The 18,416-nt window shown below is 58.7% G+C and carries 18 protein-coding genes and 1 pseudogene; 8 read left to right on the plus strand and 11 right to left on the minus strand.

Features of this window, described 5'->3' with window-relative positions; genetic code table 11:
• Positions 1–8: 8 nt before the first annotated feature.
• Both BN77_RS26210 and BN77_RS26215 read right to left on the minus strand, forming a co-directional pair.
• Positions 9–1,844: a hypothetical protein gene (locus BN77_RS26210; protein ID WP_007537851.1), complete on the minus strand. Its 1,836-nt coding sequence runs from the start codon at positions 1,842–1,844 to the stop codon at positions 9–11.
• 3 nt (positions 1,845–1,847) lie between these two features.
• Entirely contained in the window at positions 1,848–2,291 is a 444-nt protein-coding gene (locus BN77_RS26215; protein ID WP_007537853.1) for a helix-turn-helix domain-containing protein, read from the minus strand.
• Positions 2,292–2,770: 479 nt separating this feature from the next.
• Here BN77_RS26215 and BN77_RS26220 point away from each other — a divergent pair, with 479 nt between their 5' ends.
• The gene (locus BN77_RS26220) at positions 2,771–2,968 is read left to right on the plus strand and encodes a hypothetical protein (protein WP_007537856.1); all 198 of its coding nucleotides are present in this window, start codon (positions 2,771–2,773) and stop codon (positions 2,966–2,968) included.
• Positions 2,969–2,982: 14 nt separating this feature from the next.
• On the opposite strand, the gene BN77_RS26225 is transcribed toward BN77_RS26220, so the two are convergent.
• The 4 genes from BN77_RS26225 to BN77_RS26240 form a co-directional block, all read right to left on the minus strand.
• Positions 2,983–3,744: a bestrophin-like domain gene (locus BN77_RS26225; RefSeq protein ID WP_007537858.1), complete on the minus strand. Its 762-nt coding sequence runs from the start codon at positions 3,742–3,744 to the stop codon at positions 2,983–2,985.
• A 228-nt stretch (positions 3,745–3,972) separates the two neighbouring features.
• On the minus strand, positions 3,973–4,260 hold the full coding sequence (locus BN77_RS26230; RefSeq protein WP_007537861.1) for a hypothetical protein: 288 nt from the start codon (positions 4,258–4,260) through the stop codon (positions 3,973–3,975).
• A gap of 130 nt (positions 4,261–4,390) precedes the next feature.
• The gene (gene uxuA, locus BN77_RS26235; RefSeq protein WP_007537863.1) at positions 4,391–5,578 is read right to left on the minus strand and encodes a mannonate dehydratase; all 1,188 of its coding nucleotides are present in this window, start codon (positions 5,576–5,578) and stop codon (positions 4,391–4,393) included.
• A gap of 42 nt (positions 5,579–5,620) precedes the next feature.
• Positions 5,621–6,343, minus strand: coding sequence for a GntR family transcriptional regulator (locus BN77_RS26240; protein ID WP_040678491.1), 723 nt, complete (start codon positions 6,341–6,343; stop codon positions 5,621–5,623).
• 207 nt (positions 6,344–6,550) lie between these two features.
• On the opposite strand from BN77_RS26240, the gene BN77_RS26245 reads away from it, so the two are divergent.
• The 4 genes from BN77_RS26245 to BN77_RS26260 are packed head-to-tail and all read left to right on the plus strand — an operon-like array spanning position 6,551 to position 10,604.
• On the plus strand, positions 6,551–7,726 hold the full coding sequence (locus tag BN77_RS26245; RefSeq protein WP_007537867.1) for an extracellular solute-binding protein: 1,176 nt from the start codon (positions 6,551–6,553) through the stop codon (positions 7,724–7,726).
• 57 nt (positions 7,727–7,783) lie between these two features.
• On the plus strand, positions 7,784–8,884 hold the full coding sequence (locus tag BN77_RS26250; protein ID WP_007537869.1) for an ABC transporter ATP-binding protein: 1,101 nt from the start codon (positions 7,784–7,786) through the stop codon (positions 8,882–8,884).
• Positions 8,881–9,759: an ABC transporter permease gene (locus BN77_RS26255; RefSeq protein WP_007537871.1), complete on the plus strand. Its 879-nt coding sequence runs from the start codon at positions 8,881–8,883 to the stop codon at positions 9,757–9,759. The genes BN77_RS26250 and BN77_RS26255 overlap by 4 nt, the downstream gene beginning before the upstream one ends.
• Positions 9,760–9,761: 2 nt before the next feature.
• Positions 9,762–10,604 carry an ABC transporter permease gene (locus BN77_RS26260; protein ID WP_007537873.1) on the plus strand — a complete coding sequence of 281 codons (843 nt, stop codon included), beginning with the start codon at positions 9,762–9,764 and terminating at the stop codon, positions 10,602–10,604.
• Between the two features lie 50 nt (positions 10,605–10,654).
• Here the strand turns inward: BN77_RS26260 and BN77_RS26265 are convergent, their stop codons facing one another.
• A complete protein-coding gene (locus BN77_RS26265) occupies positions 10,655–10,906 on the minus strand; it encodes a YMGG-like glycine zipper-containing protein (protein ID WP_007537875.1) in 252 nt (83 codons plus the stop codon).
• Between the two features lie 237 nt (positions 10,907–11,143).
• On the opposite strand from BN77_RS26265, the gene pepT reads away from it, so the two are divergent.
• A complete protein-coding gene (pepT, locus tag BN77_RS26270; RefSeq protein WP_007537877.1) occupies positions 11,144–12,376 on the plus strand; it encodes a peptidase T in 1,233 nt (410 codons plus the stop codon).
• Between the two features lie 64 nt (positions 12,377–12,440).
• On the opposite strand, the gene BN77_RS26275 is transcribed toward pepT, so the two are convergent.
• Positions 12,441–12,893 carry a helix-turn-helix domain-containing protein gene (locus tag BN77_RS26275; protein ID WP_040678816.1) on the minus strand — a complete coding sequence of 151 codons (453 nt, stop codon included), beginning with the start codon at positions 12,891–12,893 and terminating at the stop codon, positions 12,441–12,443.
• A 149-nt stretch (positions 12,894–13,042) separates the two neighbouring features.
• Positions 13,043–13,315 carry a hypothetical protein gene (locus BN77_RS26280; protein WP_007537881.1) on the minus strand — a complete coding sequence of 91 codons (273 nt, stop codon included), beginning with the start codon at positions 13,313–13,315 and terminating at the stop codon, positions 13,043–13,045.
• Positions 13,316–13,438: 123 nt separating this feature from the next.
• On the opposite strand from BN77_RS26280, the pseudogene BN77_RS35730 reads away from it, so the two are divergent.
• Positions 13,439–13,825, plus strand: a pseudogene (locus BN77_RS35730) (PIN domain-containing protein).
• A 309-nt stretch (positions 13,826–14,134) separates the two neighbouring features.
• Here BN77_RS35730 and BN77_RS26290 read toward each other — a convergent pair.
• Both BN77_RS26290 and BN77_RS26295 read right to left on the minus strand, forming a co-directional pair.
• Complete coding sequence (locus tag BN77_RS26290) at positions 14,135–15,295, minus strand: fumarylacetoacetate hydrolase family protein (protein ID WP_007537885.1); 1,161 nt, start codon at positions 15,293–15,295, stop codon at positions 14,135–14,137.
• A gap of 242 nt (positions 15,296–15,537) precedes the next feature.
• Positions 15,538–17,373, minus strand: coding sequence for an IlvD/Edd family dehydratase (locus BN77_RS26295; protein ID WP_007537887.1), 1,836 nt, complete (start codon positions 17,371–17,373; stop codon positions 15,538–15,540).
• Between the two features lie 117 nt (positions 17,374–17,490).
• On the opposite strand from BN77_RS26295, the gene BN77_RS26300 reads away from it, so the two are divergent.
• Positions 17,491–18,399: a LysR family transcriptional regulator gene (locus BN77_RS26300; RefSeq protein ID WP_007537889.1), complete on the plus strand. Its 909-nt coding sequence runs from the start codon at positions 17,491–17,493 to the stop codon at positions 18,397–18,399.
• Positions 18,400–18,416 lie beyond the last annotated feature (17 nt).

Genomic DNA, 18,416 nt, shown 5'->3' on the forward strand with positions numbered 1-18,416 from the left:
CGTTGGTGTCAAAATCCAGCTTTCAAAAGCCCCTCTCTGTAGAGATCCTTCTGCCATTGCTCCTTCATGGGAACGACGGCGAGCCATTTTTCCACATCGAAGACTGGGTTCAGCGCCTCCGCACGCTGTCGATAGAACTGGGCCCGCTTGCGGTCGCCGATCATTGCACAACTCGCAGCCGCAATGCGGTAAGCCGGCGCCTTGTCCTTCATGGCTTCCACATAGGCAATGGCGTCGTCGTACTGTTCGAGGAAGTAGCTTGCGCCTGCGGCACACCACAGATAGCTATCCGGTGATAAGGGATTAAGCGAGATCGCCTTCTGGATCTTTTCTAAAGCCTCCTTGGGCCGGGAGGCGTGCACCAATGTGTCGGCATGGCTATAAATCACGTCGGCGAAATGCGGGCTCAATTGCTCTGCATGGCTAAGAGCCGCCACGCTAACATCAACGTCGCCGAGATAGAGTTTTGTCACGCCGAGCTCCCTGTAGCCGCTGGCGAAAGCCTCATCCCGCTCAATTGCCTTCAATGAATTCTGCTCCGCAAGCCCCAACAGTTCCGCATTGCCTTGGGCCGTCAGCAGCCACTCGCTGGTATAGGTCCGTGCCAGGCCGGTAAATGCCGGGGAAAAGTCCTGATTGTATTTCAACGCCTCCTTGAACGCCGCTCTTGCCCTGCGAATGTGCGGCAGCGTCAGTTTGCTCAGCAGGCTCGCACCCACAAGGTAAGAATGATAGGCCTGTGGGTTCGCCTCCAGGCTCAGCCGGGCTTGCTCCTTCCTGGCAAGCTCATCCACGACCGATGACGAGAGGTTTAGAGCAATGAGCCGCCGCTGGGTCGGCAGTGTTGCCGCGGTCATGGGAAAACGCGTCGCCCAGATAATTTCATCGGTTGGAAAGTAGATCAGCTGAGCGTAGAGCCCCTCGACGGAGAGCCTCGTATCGAGCAGATAGGAGATCGAATGACGGGCAATCATCGCGGCTTTGTCGGAATCTCGGCGAATTTGCTCGGCAGTATGGGGTGCGACGATGGAAATATTCCTGAGAGCACATAGCTCGATCGTGACATCCTCAATCAGCGCACCGGCAAGCGAGAGTCCCACGACGTTGCCCTGGGATGTCGGAGGAAGCAAAACCAATCGGGGCAGGTTCGAAGCAAGTCGTTGTTCCGGCTCGCGCAGGTTTGCATTACGCGCCTCGGCCGGTGGGGCATGGCCCCTTGTCTGGCTCTCACCCGGAGACGGCAGATCCGGGTTGGCAATTCCGGGCAGCCCACGCAGGATCGCTCGGACCTGCTCATCGTTCGGATCCTGTTCAAGAAGCTGCAGGGCAGCCCCAGACACCGTTCGGTGATTATCGGCGGACTGGCCAGATGAGGCCGCCGCCAAGAGCAACTGACGCAACTTAGCCCGATGGCTGCGCTGCTCCCTTGCGATCCAGTTGTCAATCGCTTTGCTTGCTGAACGAAGATTGCCGACGAAATCACGCTGAAGCAGCTCGCTGCTCGCTTTCAGCCTTTCCATCGGTGAACCTTCTCGATCGAATGTCTGCACATCGATCGTCAGGACGTGCGCACGCAGCCCCACCGACGCGGACGTGATCCGAAGCGGCGCGCCGTCGCTGTCGTCGATCTGGCGAATGCGGGAGATCAATTTTCTGAGATTGAGGCCAGCCTGATCGGGCTCGGCATCGGACCACAAAAACGTTGCCACCTCTTGGCGAGTAAGGACATGGCCTTTACATGTGAAGAGATAGGCCATGGCCAATAGCGCCTTGGCGGGATACCCAACGGCGTTGCCCGCCTCATCGGTCAGACGCAGTTCGCCAAATGTCTGCAGATGGAGCACCGCCTATCCCCGCGTTTCGTTCGGCCGGTCCCAGCCATCGTGCTCATCCGTGACCGATTGTGTGGAGCCCAGGCTCCTCGCGAGTGCAAGTAGCTTTCGACGAATGTTCGGATCTTCGATCGCAATGAAGGCTCGCGTCAATGCCAAACCTTCCTTCGAGGCTATGAAATTTGCCACCTCGTCGGTGTCAGCACTCAAGCGCAAGCCGGCGGTCTGCGGTTTCTCGTCGTCGAAAAAGAAGCCAATCGGCACCCCGAGTACCTCTGCTATCCGCTGCAGCCGGCCCGCCCCGATGCGATTGACACCCTTTTCGTATTTCTGGAGTTGTTGGAACGTAATCCCCAAGGATTCCGAAAGGCTAACCTGGCTCAGGCCAAGCAGCTTTCGCCGCAACCTGACACGCTCGCCCACATAGGCATCAACAGCATTTGGAGTTTTGGCCTTCATGGCATTCCCCGTTTTTCTCGTGCCAGACTAGCATTGTGCTGATATTGGTAAAAAATACAACCGAGAGTAAATTATTTCAAGGAGCTAATTGCTGTCTCGTACAGATTTTGCCGCCGCTCGTGAATTTGACCGCATCCGGCAATACAGCCAAGGCCGATGGGTTGAGGCGGCAATATTGCCCCATGCTGTACTGCCGACCCTGAGCAGTATATATCGTGACCGCTCCATTTATGGTAGTGTCACGTCGATTTCACAAGCCGACCCGATTTTTTATGATTATGTTCGAGGCACGGTTAAGTTGAAGCTTTGGCCGCCAATAGCTCATTTAAAGACTAACGGCGGCAGGACCTTTTCGCTGGACTGAGCGATAAGCGGGGCTGTCATTCGACAGCGTCTCAGTTGTCCCGAATAGGTACGCTGCTTAACCAACATCAGCATTCAACGCACATCAAGTGTGCCAAATCGACCGGAGAAGGGCCATGGAATTACGTCCTATAATCATCAGCCACGCCGACAGGCTTTCCGCCTGCCGCGAAAAGATAGAAGAAGCCGTATATCTGATCATCCAGGGAGAAAAGCTCGTCGGCTTCTCGTCGACCGAAATCGCCATGGCGATTGCGGACGTTGCTGACGACTACATTCTCGCGGCCTCGAGGAAGCGCGTGGCAACACACTGAGCCATGCGCTGTGATCAAGCGCGCCCCATCTGTGATAGCGCAATCCGCAAAGGTTCGTCCGAGACGTAGATCAGGCCCCCGTATGGGTGCGCCATGTCGTTAATGATGAAGACCGCACCTCCGACAGACAGCGCGCAGACGATGATGATCGACAAGACAGTGCCATTGTGAGGTGACAAAAGGCCAAACGTGAGAAAGATCACGATCAGCCAGAATGTCAGCACAACCAGGAAGGCGCTCGGAAGTCCTTCGTTTCCAGTCTCGAGGACCAGCCAATGCGCCTCAGCGATGCCGCTGCTGACTTCCAACGCGCGCTCCTTGAGGAGGCGCTGTACATCGTCCCTGGGCGCTAGCGCCCTCAAAAGCTTCTGCACAGGTTCGATGCCGAGATCACCTGCCATCCTCGTGCCAATGGGCTCGCCAGACATGCCTCCCCAGGTCAAGTCGATCCGGGACTTCACAAGATTGGCAAGCTTGGCGCGCGCGTCCGTCGTTTCGGGGCCATACTGCGCCATGACACGGTCTAGGAGAATGAGCCGGGCAGCTGACGTTCTCAGTTCAGTTTCCGCATCATCGAAAGTCGTCTTGGCCGACGCAACGAGAAAGCCGAGCGCAAGGGCAGAAAGTGTACCGACGACAGCGGTGGCAAGCTTGATGGCCTCCTTAGAGTCTGCGGACAGGTGATGATCGGGCAGGCGTCGGCTAATCCGCGTGCCAAGCAGCGCCGAGCATGCCAAGAGCAGTGCGATGATGCATCCAGTTTCCAGAGCCGCCATGATGAAGTTGCCCCTCCGGCGCCATCGAACTGAAAGGATTTGATCTCGTCAAGCGCGTTTGTTGCTCCTGGCTCGCGCTATCCGCGATTGCGAGCTTCACCGCTCTCTCGTGTCGCAGCCTATTACGCGTGGCATGCTTTTTTTGTGGAAGTCCGAGGGGGGCGCCATCGAACAGGTAGAGATAGGGGCCTCTCCCTCGGAGAGGCGAGGCCCCTCTTCGCAATATACTTACTGCTGTGTCGTACCGCCAGTCGATGGATTGGCCGGGGCAGTCTTTGCGGGCGCCGTAGGTGGCGCGACGGGCTTCGTCGGCTGAGATCCAGTCGTCGAAGCGGTCGGGTTCAGGTCGGTGCTCGGTCGGTTGAACCACTCCGTAATCGCAAACGCCGCCACGAGGATGACGGCGATCGCGGCAACCCATCCGATCCAGGTTCTCGAGCTGCGGTGCACTGGCGTCGTGCGCAGGTCCGGCTCTGTGCTGGAATTTCGGATGGGGTCATTGGGGTCGTACGTCATGTCGTTTCTCCTCTCTGCAGAAAGAGAAATGTATTGTTCCGACGTTTGTTCCCGATCCGTCCCACTGCGTCTCAAGGCGGTCCAATTCGCCCCAGCTGTGATGAGAAAACCTTTCCGGCCCGCCGTCGGCTTACGTCGGCTGCGCGCCTAACGCGTAGAGGATGCCGCGAAGCTCTGCCAAACCGCGCAGCCGACCGATCGCCGGATAACCAGGCGTCACGTTCTTGTTGAGATCATCCAGCATCCGATGACCATGGTCGGAGCGGAAAACGATGGTCTCGTTCGACCGGCGTCGGCTGTCTTCAGCGACAAGCTCCCTCAGCACCGCAACCATGTCGACGTCGCCCTCAAGGTGCGCGCTTTCGTGGAAGGTGCGGCCATCGCCCTCGCGCTTGGTTGCGCGCAGATGGGCAAAATGGATACGCGATGCGAAGCGACGGGCGATTGCGGGCAAGTCATTGTCGGCGCGTACGCCGAGGCTACCGGTGCAGTAGCACATGCCGTTTGCCTCGGAGGGTACCGCTTCGAAAAGTGCCGCATAGTCGTTGGCCGTCGAAGCGATCCGCGGCAGACCAAAGAGCGAACGCGGTGGATCATCCGGGTGCAACGTCAGTTTGACACCGCGGGCTTCGGCGGCCGGGGTTACGGCCTTTAGAAATTCGATCAGATGCTGGCGCAACTTGCCTGCATCGATGCCGGCATAGGCAGCAAGCCTTTCACGAAACTGCGGGATCGTCAGCGGTTCTGTCGTTGAACCCGGCAGGGCCGACGTTATGATCCGCGTGATCTCGGCAATATCGGTTTCGCTCATTGCATCAAATACTTGGCGAGCACGCGTCAAGTCTTCACGGGAATATTGCTGCTCTGCGCCGACCCGGCGGAGCACAAAAAGATCAAAGGCGGCGAACTTCTCGTGATCGAAGCGCATTGCGGTGGCGCCCGTATCGATCACATGGTCAAGTTCCGTGCGCGTCCAGTCGACGACGGGCATAAAGTTGTAGCACACGATCGCAATCCCGCAGGCAGCAACAGCCTCAAGGCTGGCGATCCACGCCTCGATTTCTGCCTTCGCGCGTCCGCCATTGCGCTTGACCGCGTCGGGGATCGGGATGCTTTCGACGACCGACCAGGTGAGGCGCGAGCGCCCGGGCGGCGTCGTTTCGATCATCGCCTGACGTTCACGCACTTCAGCTTCAGTCCAGGCGCGACCAATCGGGACCTGGTGCAACGACGAAACAATATTCGTGGCACCGGTCTGGCGTACCTCGTCAAGCGTCACTGGCGCCTCTGGCCCAAACCATCTCCAACCTTGACGCATGTATTCCTCCTTGGCCTTCTTTGGCGTTGTCCGCTGTTCAACTCAGCAGAAATAATCGGGATATCGGGTGCGAAGTTCTGCCACATCGGGGATGACGGCACCGAGGTGGTGCATCATAGCCGCGCGCGCCGCCTCGACGTGATGACCCGCTATCGCGTCGCGAATGAGCTCATGTTCGTGCACAACATTGTCCATGCGGCCAAGAGCGGGCAGCGTCAGACGCCGGGCCCTGTCGATCTGCACCTTGACCGTCTTTAGAATTGTCCAGATGCCGGGATAGCCTGCAATGCCAGCGATGGCCTCGTGGAAGGCCTCGTCCTCCTCGTGAAATGCGAATGTGTCGCCAAGGGCGGCAAGCGATCTCTGTCGCGCAATGATGGATTCGAGGCGGGCAATATCGGCTGGCGTCGCGATCTCGGCAGCACGCTCCACCGTTGTGCCTTCCAGCGACTTGCGAACGACGACGGCCTCTGGGATTGCGGAGACCGGAACACGCGACACGACCGTGCCGGATTGTGGGTAGATGTCAACGAGACCGCCCTCGGACAGGCGAAGCAACGCTTCGCGAACCGGCGTGCGGCTGACGTTGAACTCTTCTGCGATCCGCTTTTCCTGCAGCTGCATTCCTGGTGGCATCCGAAGAGCGAGAATATCCGCGTAGAGCCGATCAAAGATCGCGTCGGCTGTTGTCACCCGGCGAAGCTTCGCCGGTCTCTCGGCTCCCAAAGCCGCGGCCGCCGGAACGGGAACAACTGCTGCCTGCATAAGATGCCCTGACATTGACTTGGTCCTGCATACTAGTATATCAATTTATTCCGACTGCCAAGGCACCCCCGAGGAGAAGCGGTGTTTTCGGCAATTATTTCAGGAGGTTTCAGTCATTTAGAGACAGGTTCCGGTCTCCGTAGCGACCGGCCGAGGACGCCTAGCACCGCAATTCCAGCGGCGGATAACAAGAGGAGGAGAAATAGTATGAAAGTTACCCGTAGAACATTTGTCGGGACCGCGACGGGCGCCGCCGTCGCCACCATGTTGCCGTTAAAGGTATTTGCTCAGGCGAAGAAACCGGCAAGCCCAGTCACAATCACGATCGCGGACGTCGCCGGCAACCTGGCGCTGACGCAGGGAATGTTTGAAGCCTACGCCGCGGAAAAGGCCGACTGGGTGTCCAGCTTTGCCTTCACCAAGGCACCTGCACCTGAGCTGCCCGGCAAGATCAAGGCGCAGCAGGCCGCCGGCAAAGTGGATATCGATCTCGTTCTGACAGGAACGGACGCCCTTTCGGCAGGCCTCGATCAAGCACTTTGGATTGATCTCGCGGCACACAAGGCGGAGCTTCCCAATCTCGAGCAGATCCTGCAGCCGCAGGCCTTCAAAATGCAGGCACTTGCCAAGGATCAGGGCGTCGTCATCACCTATTATCCCTCCGGTCCGCTGCTTGAATATATGCCTGACAAGGTACCTACGCCGCCGAAATCGGCACAGGAACTGCTTGACTGGGCCAAGGCCAATAAGAATCGCTTCATCTATGCGCGACCGGCTAATTCGGGTCCCGGCCGCACCTTCCTCATGGGGCTGCCCTATCTCCTTGGTGACAGTGACCCGCGCGATCCAGCCAAGGGCTGGGCAAAGACGTGGGACTACCTTGCCGCACTCGGCGAACACATCGAGTACTATCCGACCGGAACCGGCCAGGTGATGAAAGAGCTTGGCGAGGGGACGCGTGATATCGTCGTCTCCACGACAGGCTGGGACATCAATCCGCGCGCACTCGGGATCGTCCCGGCCGAGGCAAAGGTGCAGAAGCTCGATGGCTTCCATTGGGTGACCGATGCTCATTACGCCGTGATCCCGAAGGGAGTGTCGGACGAGAAGATCGGCGTGCTGATCGACGTCCTCAACTACATCCTGCAGCCCAAGCAGCAGGCAATCGCCTATGACGCCGGCTATTTCTACCCTGGTCCGGCTGTCAAGGACGTCACCCTCGAAATGGCGCCGCAGGAAAGCCAGGAGACGATCAAGGAATTCGGTCGGCCGGAATATGCCGATTGGATCGCCAATAATCCGCTGGAGGTTCCGCTGCAACCAAAGCAGCTGGTTGAAGCCTTCCGTCTGTGGGACGAAAAGATCGGCGCCAAGAAGGGCTGATCGAACGACATCAGCCGGCCCGCGATTTGCTCTCGGGCTGGCCACCTCATTCTGCAGATGGAGATTGGTTTGACCCCGGTTACGAATGCCGCCGCACCCGTGCGCAAGAGCGCACGCCTGGAACTCGATGGAATGCGTCGTGCTTTTGGAGCGTTTAACGCCTTGAACGGCATTGATCTTGCAATCGAACCGGGAGAGTTCGTTGCACTGCTTGGTCCGTCCGGCTGCGGCAAGTCGACCGCGCTGAACTGCATCGCCGGCCTGCTGGCGCTGACCGGCGGCGAAATTCGCCTTGGCGGCACACGCATCGACCAACTTGAACCTGAGCGTCGCGGCTTTGGCATGGTCTTCCAGAGCTACGCGCTGTTTCCACATATGAGCGTTCGCAAGAACGTCGGATTCGGCCTTGCAATGCAGGGTATCAAAGGTCCGGAGGCCGACCAGCGTATCCGAGATGCCCTGGCCATGGTCCGCCTCGAAAGCCAGGCCGACAAATTGCCGGGCCAGCTCTCTGGCGGGCAGCAGCAGCGCGTGGCGATCGCCCGCGCCATTGTCATTCGCCCGCCAATCGTGCTGATGGACGAACCGCTCTCGAACCTCGACGCAAAACTGCGGCTCGAGATGCGCGCCGAAATTCGCGGCATCCACGACCAGATCGGGTCCACCACAATTTATGTGACGCATGACCAGGACGAGGCGCTGTCACTTGCCGACCGCATCGTCGTCATGAGCCAAGGCAATATCGAACAGATCGGTTCGCCACAGGATCTCTACCAACGGCCCGTGAATGTCGAGGTTGCGGATTTTATGGGCTTCAGGACCCGTGTTTCAGGTCGCATTACGCGCGTGTCCGGCGACGAGGCCGAGATCGAGGCCGCCGGCGCCCGCCTCACGGGCACGATGCGGTCGCCGCTCAGGGTTGGCGACGCCGCAATCCTGTCCGTCCGCCCGGAAGATCTTGTCGCTTCAGGCGGCGAGGGGATTGCCGCCACAGTCAGCAGCATGGAATATCGCGGGCGCGCCTTCTTCGGCATGGCCCGGGCGTCCGACGGCTCGGAACTTTATTTTCGGGCTGACGAACCGTTGGCGCGGGGAGCATCAACCAGGCTGCAACCGGCTGCCGGCCGGGCACTGGTCTTTGCGGGAGCGGCTGCATGAGCGGACCGTCATTGCAAACACGTCTTGCCGCCCGAGGACTCGATGGCACGACACTGCTGCTGCTGCCTGGTCTGACATTCATGATGGCGCTGTTTGTCTACCCCTTTCTCTATGGGCTGGTCGATTCCCTCCTGCCGAAGGAGGGTTCGTGGTACGCCAACTATACGAAGTTCTTCAGCGATCCATTCCAGTACCAGACCATCACCGCAACGATGTGGCTAGCGCTGCCGGTTACGGTGATCAACCTTGCCTTCGCCGTCCCGGTCGCGCTGCGCGTACGCCTGATGCGCAGACAGCGGCTGCTGACCACCATTCTCGTCTTGCCAATCACTCTCGGCACGGTCTTCGTTGCCGACGGCCTGTTGACGTTTCTCGGGCCACGCGGTTGGTTCAACCATACACTGCTGATGCTTGGCTTACTCGAGGCGCCCGTCAAGCTGACCAACAATTACTGGGGCGTCTTTGCCTCGCTGTTGATCACTGGTTTTCCCTTCGCCTTCCTCTTGACGCTATCCTACGTGACCGGCATCGATCCGGCGATCGAGCAAGCGGCGGCGACCTTGGGTGCCGGCCCTCGCCAAAGGTTCTTCCGCGTCTTTCTGCCTCTACTCGTTCCGGGACTGGCCGTCACATTCTGTCTGGCCTTTGTGCAGGCCTTCGCAGTGTTCCCCTCTGCTGTCCTCCTCGGAGCACCTGCCGGCCCCACGCGCGTCATTTCGATCGCCGCCTATCAGGCAGCTTTCGAGCAATATGATCACTCGCTCGGTTCGGCCATCGCGCTCATTATGGGCGGCGTAGAGCTGGTAGTCGTGCTCGCCGTTCTGGCGACACGCTCACTCTTCTACCGCGGCCCGGCCGGCGGCACGAAAGGCTAGACATGATCCGAGATCAGGGCTTCACTTCGAAGATCTGGCGTTTCGCCATCTGGGCGCTCGCCACTCTCTTTGTCCTCAATCTGCTTGCCGTCATCGCCGCCGTCATCGTCAACTCGTTTGCGACGCGCTGGCTCGGCACATGGTTGCCGGCTGGGTGGACAACACGCTGGTATTTCAGTGCCTGGAAGGAATTCCAGCTATCCAGTGTCGTCCTCATCACGTTTGAGATCGTATTTACCGTCGTCATTATCTCGGGAATTCTCGGCGTCACGACAGCCTATGCGCTGGCACGCCGCAACTTTCCCGGCAAGCGCCTAGTTATCCTGCTGTTTCTGTTGCCGTTATTGATCCCGCCGTTGACCTACGGCATTCCGCTGGCAACCGTCCTTTACCAGCTCGGTCTCGGCGGGACGTTCTGGGGCGTCGTCCTGATCAACATCGTGCCGTCCCTACCATTTGTCGTGCTCGTAATGATCCCCTTCATCGAACAAATCGACCCGCGTATCGAAGCGGCCGCACGCGTGTTCGGCGCCGGAACGACGAACCTGTTTCTGCGTATCTTGCTGCCGCTGCTTCTACCGGGGATGCTGGCCGCACTGCTCCTCGTGCTGGTGCGCACCATCGCAATGTTTGAACTGACCTTCCTGATTGCCGGCCCCACCACACAAACGTTGGTCGTGTCCCTCTATTACGCCGTCTTTGCGTCAGGCGTGCGTGCGGGTCAGTCGATCGATGCGATGGCCGTGGTCTATATGGTCACGACCTTGTTCTGGCTGGTTCTCGCTTTGCAGTTCGTAAACCCGACCCAGATCGTCGCAAGGGCAAAACAGCAAAGCACTCACTAGTTCTCGTCGGGAAGAGACCGCCTCTGAAAAGAGGCGGCCATTTCGCGCTGTCAGCAGCGCGCCTCATACCTGCGGCCATATCGATCGCGGTAGACACAATAGCCACGACGTTCCGTCGAGCGTCCAATCAGGGCGCCTGCGACGCCGCCTGCCACAGCCCCAACGGCTGCTCCTCCCCAGCTGTGGCTGACCGCACCACCAATGACGGCACCGGTACCCGCACCTATCGCCGTTCCCTGTTCGGTGGCTGTGCAGGACGCCAATGCACCCACAAATGCGCCGACTAGAATGATTTTTCTCATCTGGCACTCCTATCATTATGTCTTTGGTTTACAAGCCTAAAACTAAGTCCGCCGTTGTAAGGTTCCACCGGACTTAAGTCCGACATGCCCGCTCCCCAGCCTCTTCAGTTTGGTCGGACACGACGGCACAAGACAATCATTTGTTGTCCAGAGATTTCCTCAGCGCTTGAATCACTCTGTTCATGACGCATGCTCGAGGGCTATATCGGACGACGCCAAAACTGGAATGGACCCGCCATGACCGATACCGTCCTAGATCGTTTTCTTCGCTATGTCGTCATTGACACCCAATCGGATCCGGTATCGTCGACGCAGCCGTCGACCATGAAACAGAAGGAATTGGGTCGTTTGCTGGTCGAGGAATTGCGGACAATCGGCCTCTCCGATGCCCACCTTGACGAACATGGCTATGTATATGCGACCATTCCCTCCAACACCAACAAGGCGGTTCCGGTCATTTGCTTCTGCTCGCATATGGACACCGCACCCGACTTCACCGGGGCGAACGTGAAGCCGCAGATCCTAAGCGACTATCAGGGTGGAGACATCCAGCTTGCCGGCGACAAGAAGCAGGTCATTCGGGTCCGCGACAATCCGGCCCTCAAAGACCAGATTGGCAACGACATCGTGACCACCGATGGCACGACGCTGCTCGGCGCCGATGACAAGGCGGGCCTTGCCGAGATCATGACGGCGGCGCAAATCCTTGTAGACAATCCCGGCATCAAACATGGGCCAATCAAGTTGCTTTTTACGCCCGACGAGGAGATCGGTCGGGGCGTCGACAAGGTCGATCTGGCCAAGCTTGGTGCGCAATTTGCCTATACGATGGACGGCGAAACCGCCGGGCACATCGAGGACGAGACGTTTTCGGCCGATGGCGTCGAGATCACCATTGAGGGCGTCGCCATCCATCCGGGCTTTGCCAAGGGAAAGATGGAGAATGCCATCAAGATCGCGGGCGCCATCATCAACCGGTTACCGAGGAATGCCGCACCAGAGACGACCGAGGGACGAGAAGGCTTCATTCATCCGACCGGCGTGACCGGTTCGATGGAAAAGGCTGCTATCAGCCTCATTGTCCGGGATTTCGAGGAAGCCGGCCTCATCGACAAGGAGAAACGTCTCGAGGCATTGGTGCAGGAGGTCATGTCTGACTATCCGGGTTCGTCCTACACCTTTGTCGTCAAGCAGCAGTATCGCAATATGAAGGTCGTCCTCGATCGCCACCCTCAGATTGTTGAGAACGCTGTTGAGGCCATCCGGCGCGCCGGTATGTCGCCCATCCGCGGCAGCATCCGGGGAGGAACGGATGGTTCGCGCCTCTCCTTCATGGGATTGCCATGCCCGAACATCTTCGCCGGCGGCCATGCCTTCCACTCACCGCGGGAATGGATCAGCAGGCAGGACATGGAGAAGGCTGTCGCGACCATTGTGGAACTCGTAAAGGTATGGGAAGAGCGGGCGTAGCCTTTTCAGAACGCCGCACACTGAGGATGACCCGGCACGCGCACTCGCGTCGTTCCCGTCGGGCTCAGGCGAAGGTCTCGCCTTGTTTCGATCGGTCGTTTGCAACGCCACGTCCTTCCTGCGCCTGGGCCATCGCCTTGACCAAGGCGACAATCTTCTCGCGCAGTTGCGTGTCGGTGATTTGCAGGAAAGCGCGGTTTAGCGCGAGGCCTTCCTTCGAATGCAGGAATTCGGCAACAGGGTCGGCTGCGACACTCACCTCAGATCCGGCGAAGCTCTGCGGCTCAGAGTCATCCTGTTGGAAGAAGAAGCTCGGAGACGTGCTCAGCACCTCGGCAATCCGTTGGAGTCGGCTGGCACCAATTCGGTTCAGGCCTTTCTCGTATTTCTGCACCTGTTGGAATGTGACACCTATTTGATCAGCGAGTCTTTCCTGGCTTAAACCGAGGAGCTGCCTGCGCATCCTCACGCGAGAACCAACATAGATATCGATGGCATTCGGCGTCTTTGCATTCATCATCAATGTTTCCATGTGCCGGGCTGGCGTCGCGATCATCGCTCGACCTCCGGTATATAGCACCTCCATGAAATGTGTATTAGCCGTCGACTAAATTCAATTGTTAGTTCCTACTCCTCGGTAATATCAGCTGACAAAAATCCCAGCGGTCAGCGGTTGAAGCGAATTGGCCGGATTTCCCTGTGAACGATCTTCAGTGACCTGTCGGGTTGTACCATATAGGTCTCGTCGACCTGCTGACCCCACTGGTCAATGAAATTATGCGGAAAGGTCGACCCGGGCGGCGATTTCATCAGTTTGGTGCGCGGCTGACCGCCGTAGGTCACACTGCCTGGGATTGGATCGAGACCAGGCGAGGAAAAGTCCTTCGTAGTGCACCCGACAAGCGCGAGAATGCCAATCAATGCAAGGACCTTCTTCATAGCACCCTCAGCGGTTTCATTCATTCTTGCAAGAATATATACGTTGCATTGCGCAGGAACAGAGCGTGCGCTTTTTGCTTCGCGTATGGATGACGCGGGGGGCCTCATCAGGGCATTCTCGATATGAACGTCCTCTCGGAGACATTGCGAAAGGATCCTAACGAAGCCGTCATGGCTTGGCTGGCTCGGTTCCACGCTGAATTGCACTGCTCACTGTGAGAATTGCCGAGATTGCTATCGGCATTCAAAACATCAGGCCGCACCAGCCGAGTGTTTGGAACAGGGCCTGATGGAACGGATCGTCGGTTTACAGATCGAATGTTCGGTCTCACAGCCGCGCTCGCCTATGGTGAAATCATGGGGCAAGCGGCTCGTCAGGGGCACGCGATGACCGCACCCGATGCGATGCTCGCTGCAATAGCGCGCGTGAACGGCGCACGCCTGGCCACACGCAATCTCGATGATCTCGAAATGACAGGTCCCGGCCTCCTCAATCCGCGGGATTTCTAACCCGTTCGCGAGGTCGTCAATCGAAGCCGACCACCGGCGGCGAAGATGAGAAACTGTATGAACACAACCTTATCCTAAGCAAAGATTGTGATGCGGTGGCGCGCCAGTTCGGCTTTCAGCCGGAGCGGACGTTTTTTCCTTGAGACCGGCCACGCCACATGTGTGCTCGACCGATGCAGGCATGGCATTGCTGAAAGGGGCGTGCAAGCAGCACGCCAATTAGGTCTTGAGGAAAGATCATGGTTGCAGGGCGTGCGTCTTATGCCATCCGGCGCAAGATTTGAGGACGATCGCCGCAATATTACCCGCCTAGAGCAGCCCGCGCGCTGCGAGATTTGACATCAGGGCGGCGATACCGAAAGTCCATGGAGAGCACTCGCTCGAGAGCCGCACCGTATTGACAAGCGAGCCGAGACCCGTCGAGGAAATTTCAACGACATCACCCACCTTGTGGGTAAAACCCTGGTTTGGTGCGTCACGATCCTGTGTCGGGGCAAATAGCGTCCCCAAAAACAGCATGAAACCATCCGGGTATTGATGGTGAGGCCCGCAGGTCTGCTTGACGAGGTCTACGGGATCACGGCTGATCTTCGACATCGAACTCTTTCCGTGAAGGATAAATCCGTCTGCCCCTGTAACCTTGAGGTCGAGTTCGGCCTTGCGCACCTCATCGATACTGTAAGTCTCGTCAAACACCCGGATGAAAGGGCCTATCGAGCAGGACGCATTGTTGTCCTTCGCCTTGCCAAGTAGCAGCGCCGAACGGCCTTCCACGTCGCGCAGGTTGACGTCATTGCCAAGACTGGCACCCTTGATCTCGCCACGGCTGTTGACGGCAAGCACGATCTCGGGTTCCGGATTGTTCCAGGTTGAAATTGGATGCAGGCCGACATCTGCCCCCCAACCAACAGACGACAGGACCGGCGACTTGGTGAAAACCTCGGCGTCCGGCCCAATGCCGACCTCGAGGTATTGAGACCACATGCCTTCCTCAATCAGCGCCTGCTTGACCTTCGAGGCTTCGGGCGAACCTGCTTTCAGATTGTTGAGGCTACCGCCAATGAGGGTCATGACGCGCTCGCGGATCGTGGCGGCGCGGTCCGGATTTCCGGCAGCCTTTTCTTCGATCACACGTTCGATCATCGACTGGGCGAACGTCACACCACAGGCCTTGATCGCCTGGAGATCGGCGGGAGCAAGCAGATGGAGGCGGGACGGGTCAGGCGTTCCGATACCAACGGCGCCGACCTCCTGCAGCGTACCGAGCACTGGGCCGGGCGCAACGCGCAAGAAGGCGGCTGGATCGGCGTGTTCGAGGAGCGCACTCACCGTCGGCACGGCTTTGGAGGTGATGTCAACCAGCTGACCATCCCTGAGGGCCACGACGCTCGGTCCGTGGGCAGCAGGGTTCCAGACACGACCGACAAACAAGCCGCCCGCGGCGGCGGAATCTAAAAGTGTGTAGGACATCGACATGTTCCGTCACGCGAGCGATGGAGGCGCTCAAGATGAAAACGAACCCACCGCCCTCCAATCCCGGCGGCGGGCCAAAATCGACCACAACAGGTGTCGGTCGGCAAGGTCAAAACCGGGGAAACCTGACCTCGTCGCCGAAATGAGAATGGGCGCGCTGCCCAAGATGGCATCGCGCGCCCATTGTACTTCAGCGGCCGTATTCGTACTACGCGCGCCACGACCGGCGCGCCCAGAACTTAGTGGTTGTCGCGCGGAATGCCCTTGGTCTGGGCGATGCGCTGGTACTTGACAGCGGGCTCGAGCACGGCACCGGTTTCCATCTGACCGACATAGGTACGCTGAATCTCCTGCCAGGGCGTCTGGCTCTCCGGATAAACGTAACCGCCGGCAGCCTCGAGCGCCTTGCGTCGTTCGGCAAGCTCGTCGTCGCTGATCAGGATATCAGCCGTACCCTTCTTGAGGTCAATGCGAACCTGGTCGCCAGTCTTGAGAAGTGCAAGACCGCCGCCTGCGGCCGCTTCCGGCGAGGCATTGAGGATAGAGGGCGAGCCCGATGTACCGGACTGACGGCCGTCACCAATGCAGGGCAGGGAGCTGATGCCCTGCTTCAGGAGGTAATCCGGCGCACGCATGTTGACGACCTCAGCGGCACCCGGATAGCCAATCGGGCCAGCACCACGCATGAACAGGATCGTCGAGGCGTCAATCGCCAGCGCCGGATCATCGATGCGATGGTGGTAATCTTCCGGACCGTCGAAGACCACCGCACGACCGACGAATGCTTCCGGATCGTTCGGGTTGGAGAGGTAACGCTGACGGAATTCAGGCGAAATCACGCTCGTCTTCATGATGGCGGACGAGAAGAGATTGCCGCGCAGGACGCGGAAGCCGGCACGCTCCCTCAGCGGACGCTCGAACGGACGAATGACCTTGTCATCCTCAATGGTCGCCGTCGTGTAGTTTTCGCCGACGGTCTTGCCATTGACGGTCATAGCACTCGTGTTGAGAAGGTCGTGCTTGATCAGCTCGCCCATGACGGCGGGAACGCCACCGGCATGATAATAGTCTTCGCCAAGATATTCGCCGGCTGGCTGCAGGTTGACGAGTAGCGGGATTTCCTCACCGTAGGTCTGCCAGTCGTCGACCGTCAGCTCAACGCCGACATGACGGGCAAGCGCGTTAAGGTGGATCGGAGCGTTCGTGGAGCCGCCAATTGCCGAGTTTACACGGATGGCATTGATGAAGGCGTCCTTGGTCAGGATGTCGGAGGGCTTCAGGTCCTCGCGGACCATTTCCACGATACGCAGGCCGGTTTCATAGGACACTTCTTGACGATCGCGGTAGGGTGCTGGAATTGCGGCGCCGCCCGGAAGCTGCATGCCAAGTGCTTCGGCAAGCGAGTTCATCGTCGTCGCTGTACCCATGGTATTGCAGTAACCGGTCGAAGGCGCGGACGACGCGACGAGCTTGACGAAGCCCTGATAGTCGATCTCCCCGCGCGCCATCATTTCACGAGCCTTCCAGACGATCGTGCCGGAGCCCGTACGTTCGCCACGGAACCATCCGTTCAACATCGGGCCGACCGAGAGCGCGATCGCCGGGATGTTGACGGTCGCCGCGGCCATGAGACAGGCGGGCGTCGTTTTGTCACAACCGATCGTCAGGACGACGCCGTCCAGCGGATAGCCATAGAGAACCTCGACGAGGCCCAGATAGGAAAGGTTGCGGTCGAGACCCGCAGTCGGACGCTTGCCGGTTTCCTGGATCGGGTGCACAGGGAATTCGATGGCAATACCGCCAGCGTCGCGAATGCCTTCGCGCACGCGCTTGGCCAGCTCAAGATGGTGACGATTGCACGGCGACAGGTCGGAGCCAGTCTGTGCGATACCGATGATCGGCCTTCCCGACTGCAGCTCTTCCTGGCTTAGACCGAAGTTCATGTAGCGCTCCAGATAGAGCGCGGTCATGTCAGGGTTTGCGAGATTGTCGAACCAGGCCTTGGAGCGAAGCTGGCGCGACCCATCCTGCTCTTGAACTGCGTTCTGATTCGGGGAAGGTGTTTTCTCAACCACGATGAATTTCCTTGCGTTGACGCCGTTGTTGTCATGCACTTAGCTGATCGATACAGGAATGTATAATCAGTCTTTCGCATTTTGATATGCAAATATCTTATATCGAGTGAGGCAATCATGGGATTGGACGGTTTCAGGCTGCGCCACTTGAAGATGCTCGTGGCGCTCAGCGAACATGGAAAACTCGGCGTGGTCGCGGAAATGTTTGGCGTCTCGCAGCCGGCATTATCCAGGACCTTGAATGAGCTGGAGCAAATGTCCGGCCACCAGCTGTTCGAGCGGCACAATCGTGGCCTCGTACCGACGCCCCAGGGCGAGGTGATCGTTCGACACGCCAAGATGCTGATCTCCGAAGCTCAACGCGCAGAATACGAGATGGTGGTAGCTGCAGCTGGACAGGGCGGCAGCGTCGCGTTCGGTACAATCATGACGCCGGCAGCCGATTACGTTGCTCCCGCATTGAAACGGATCTTTGAGACCCACCCGACGATCGACATCAGCATTGCCGTCGGCAGCAGCGACGTCCTGCTCGAGGATGTGCTGAGCAGAAGGCTGGACTTTGCCGTATGCCGCATTCCAAGTGGCATGAATCCACTCTGGTTCGACTATCTGCCTGTTGGTCAAGAGACCCTGCGCGTCATCGTGGCAGTTGATCATCCCCTGTCCTCCAAACCACTCGTCACCGAGGAAGACCTCAGGCACCAAAGCTGGGTGCTCCAGCCACATGGCTCGTTCCTTCGACACGTTGTCGACGACTTCATACGCCGCCATGGCATCGTCCCGGCAAGCGTCGTGTCGACAGCCGATGCGCTGCTGACAATGTTGCTGATTCTCCAGAGCCAGCGGCTCGGAATCTTCGCCGAGCCTGTCGCGGCCCTGCTGCAACGCCACGGTCTCGTCAAGGCATTGCGCATCGAGGGGGACATATCGGTCCCCGGATTCGGGCTCATCAAACTCAAGGATCGCGAGCTCTCAGCCTCAGCCGAGCTCGTCTACAATGTGTTTGCGACGACGCGAAGCCCGTGAGGAAATACGGTCGGTAG

The organism is Rhizobium mesoamericanum STM3625, from assembly GCF_000312665.1.
GTDB classification, from domain to species: Bacteria; Pseudomonadota; Alphaproteobacteria; order Rhizobiales; family Rhizobiaceae; genus Rhizobium; species Rhizobium mesoamericanum.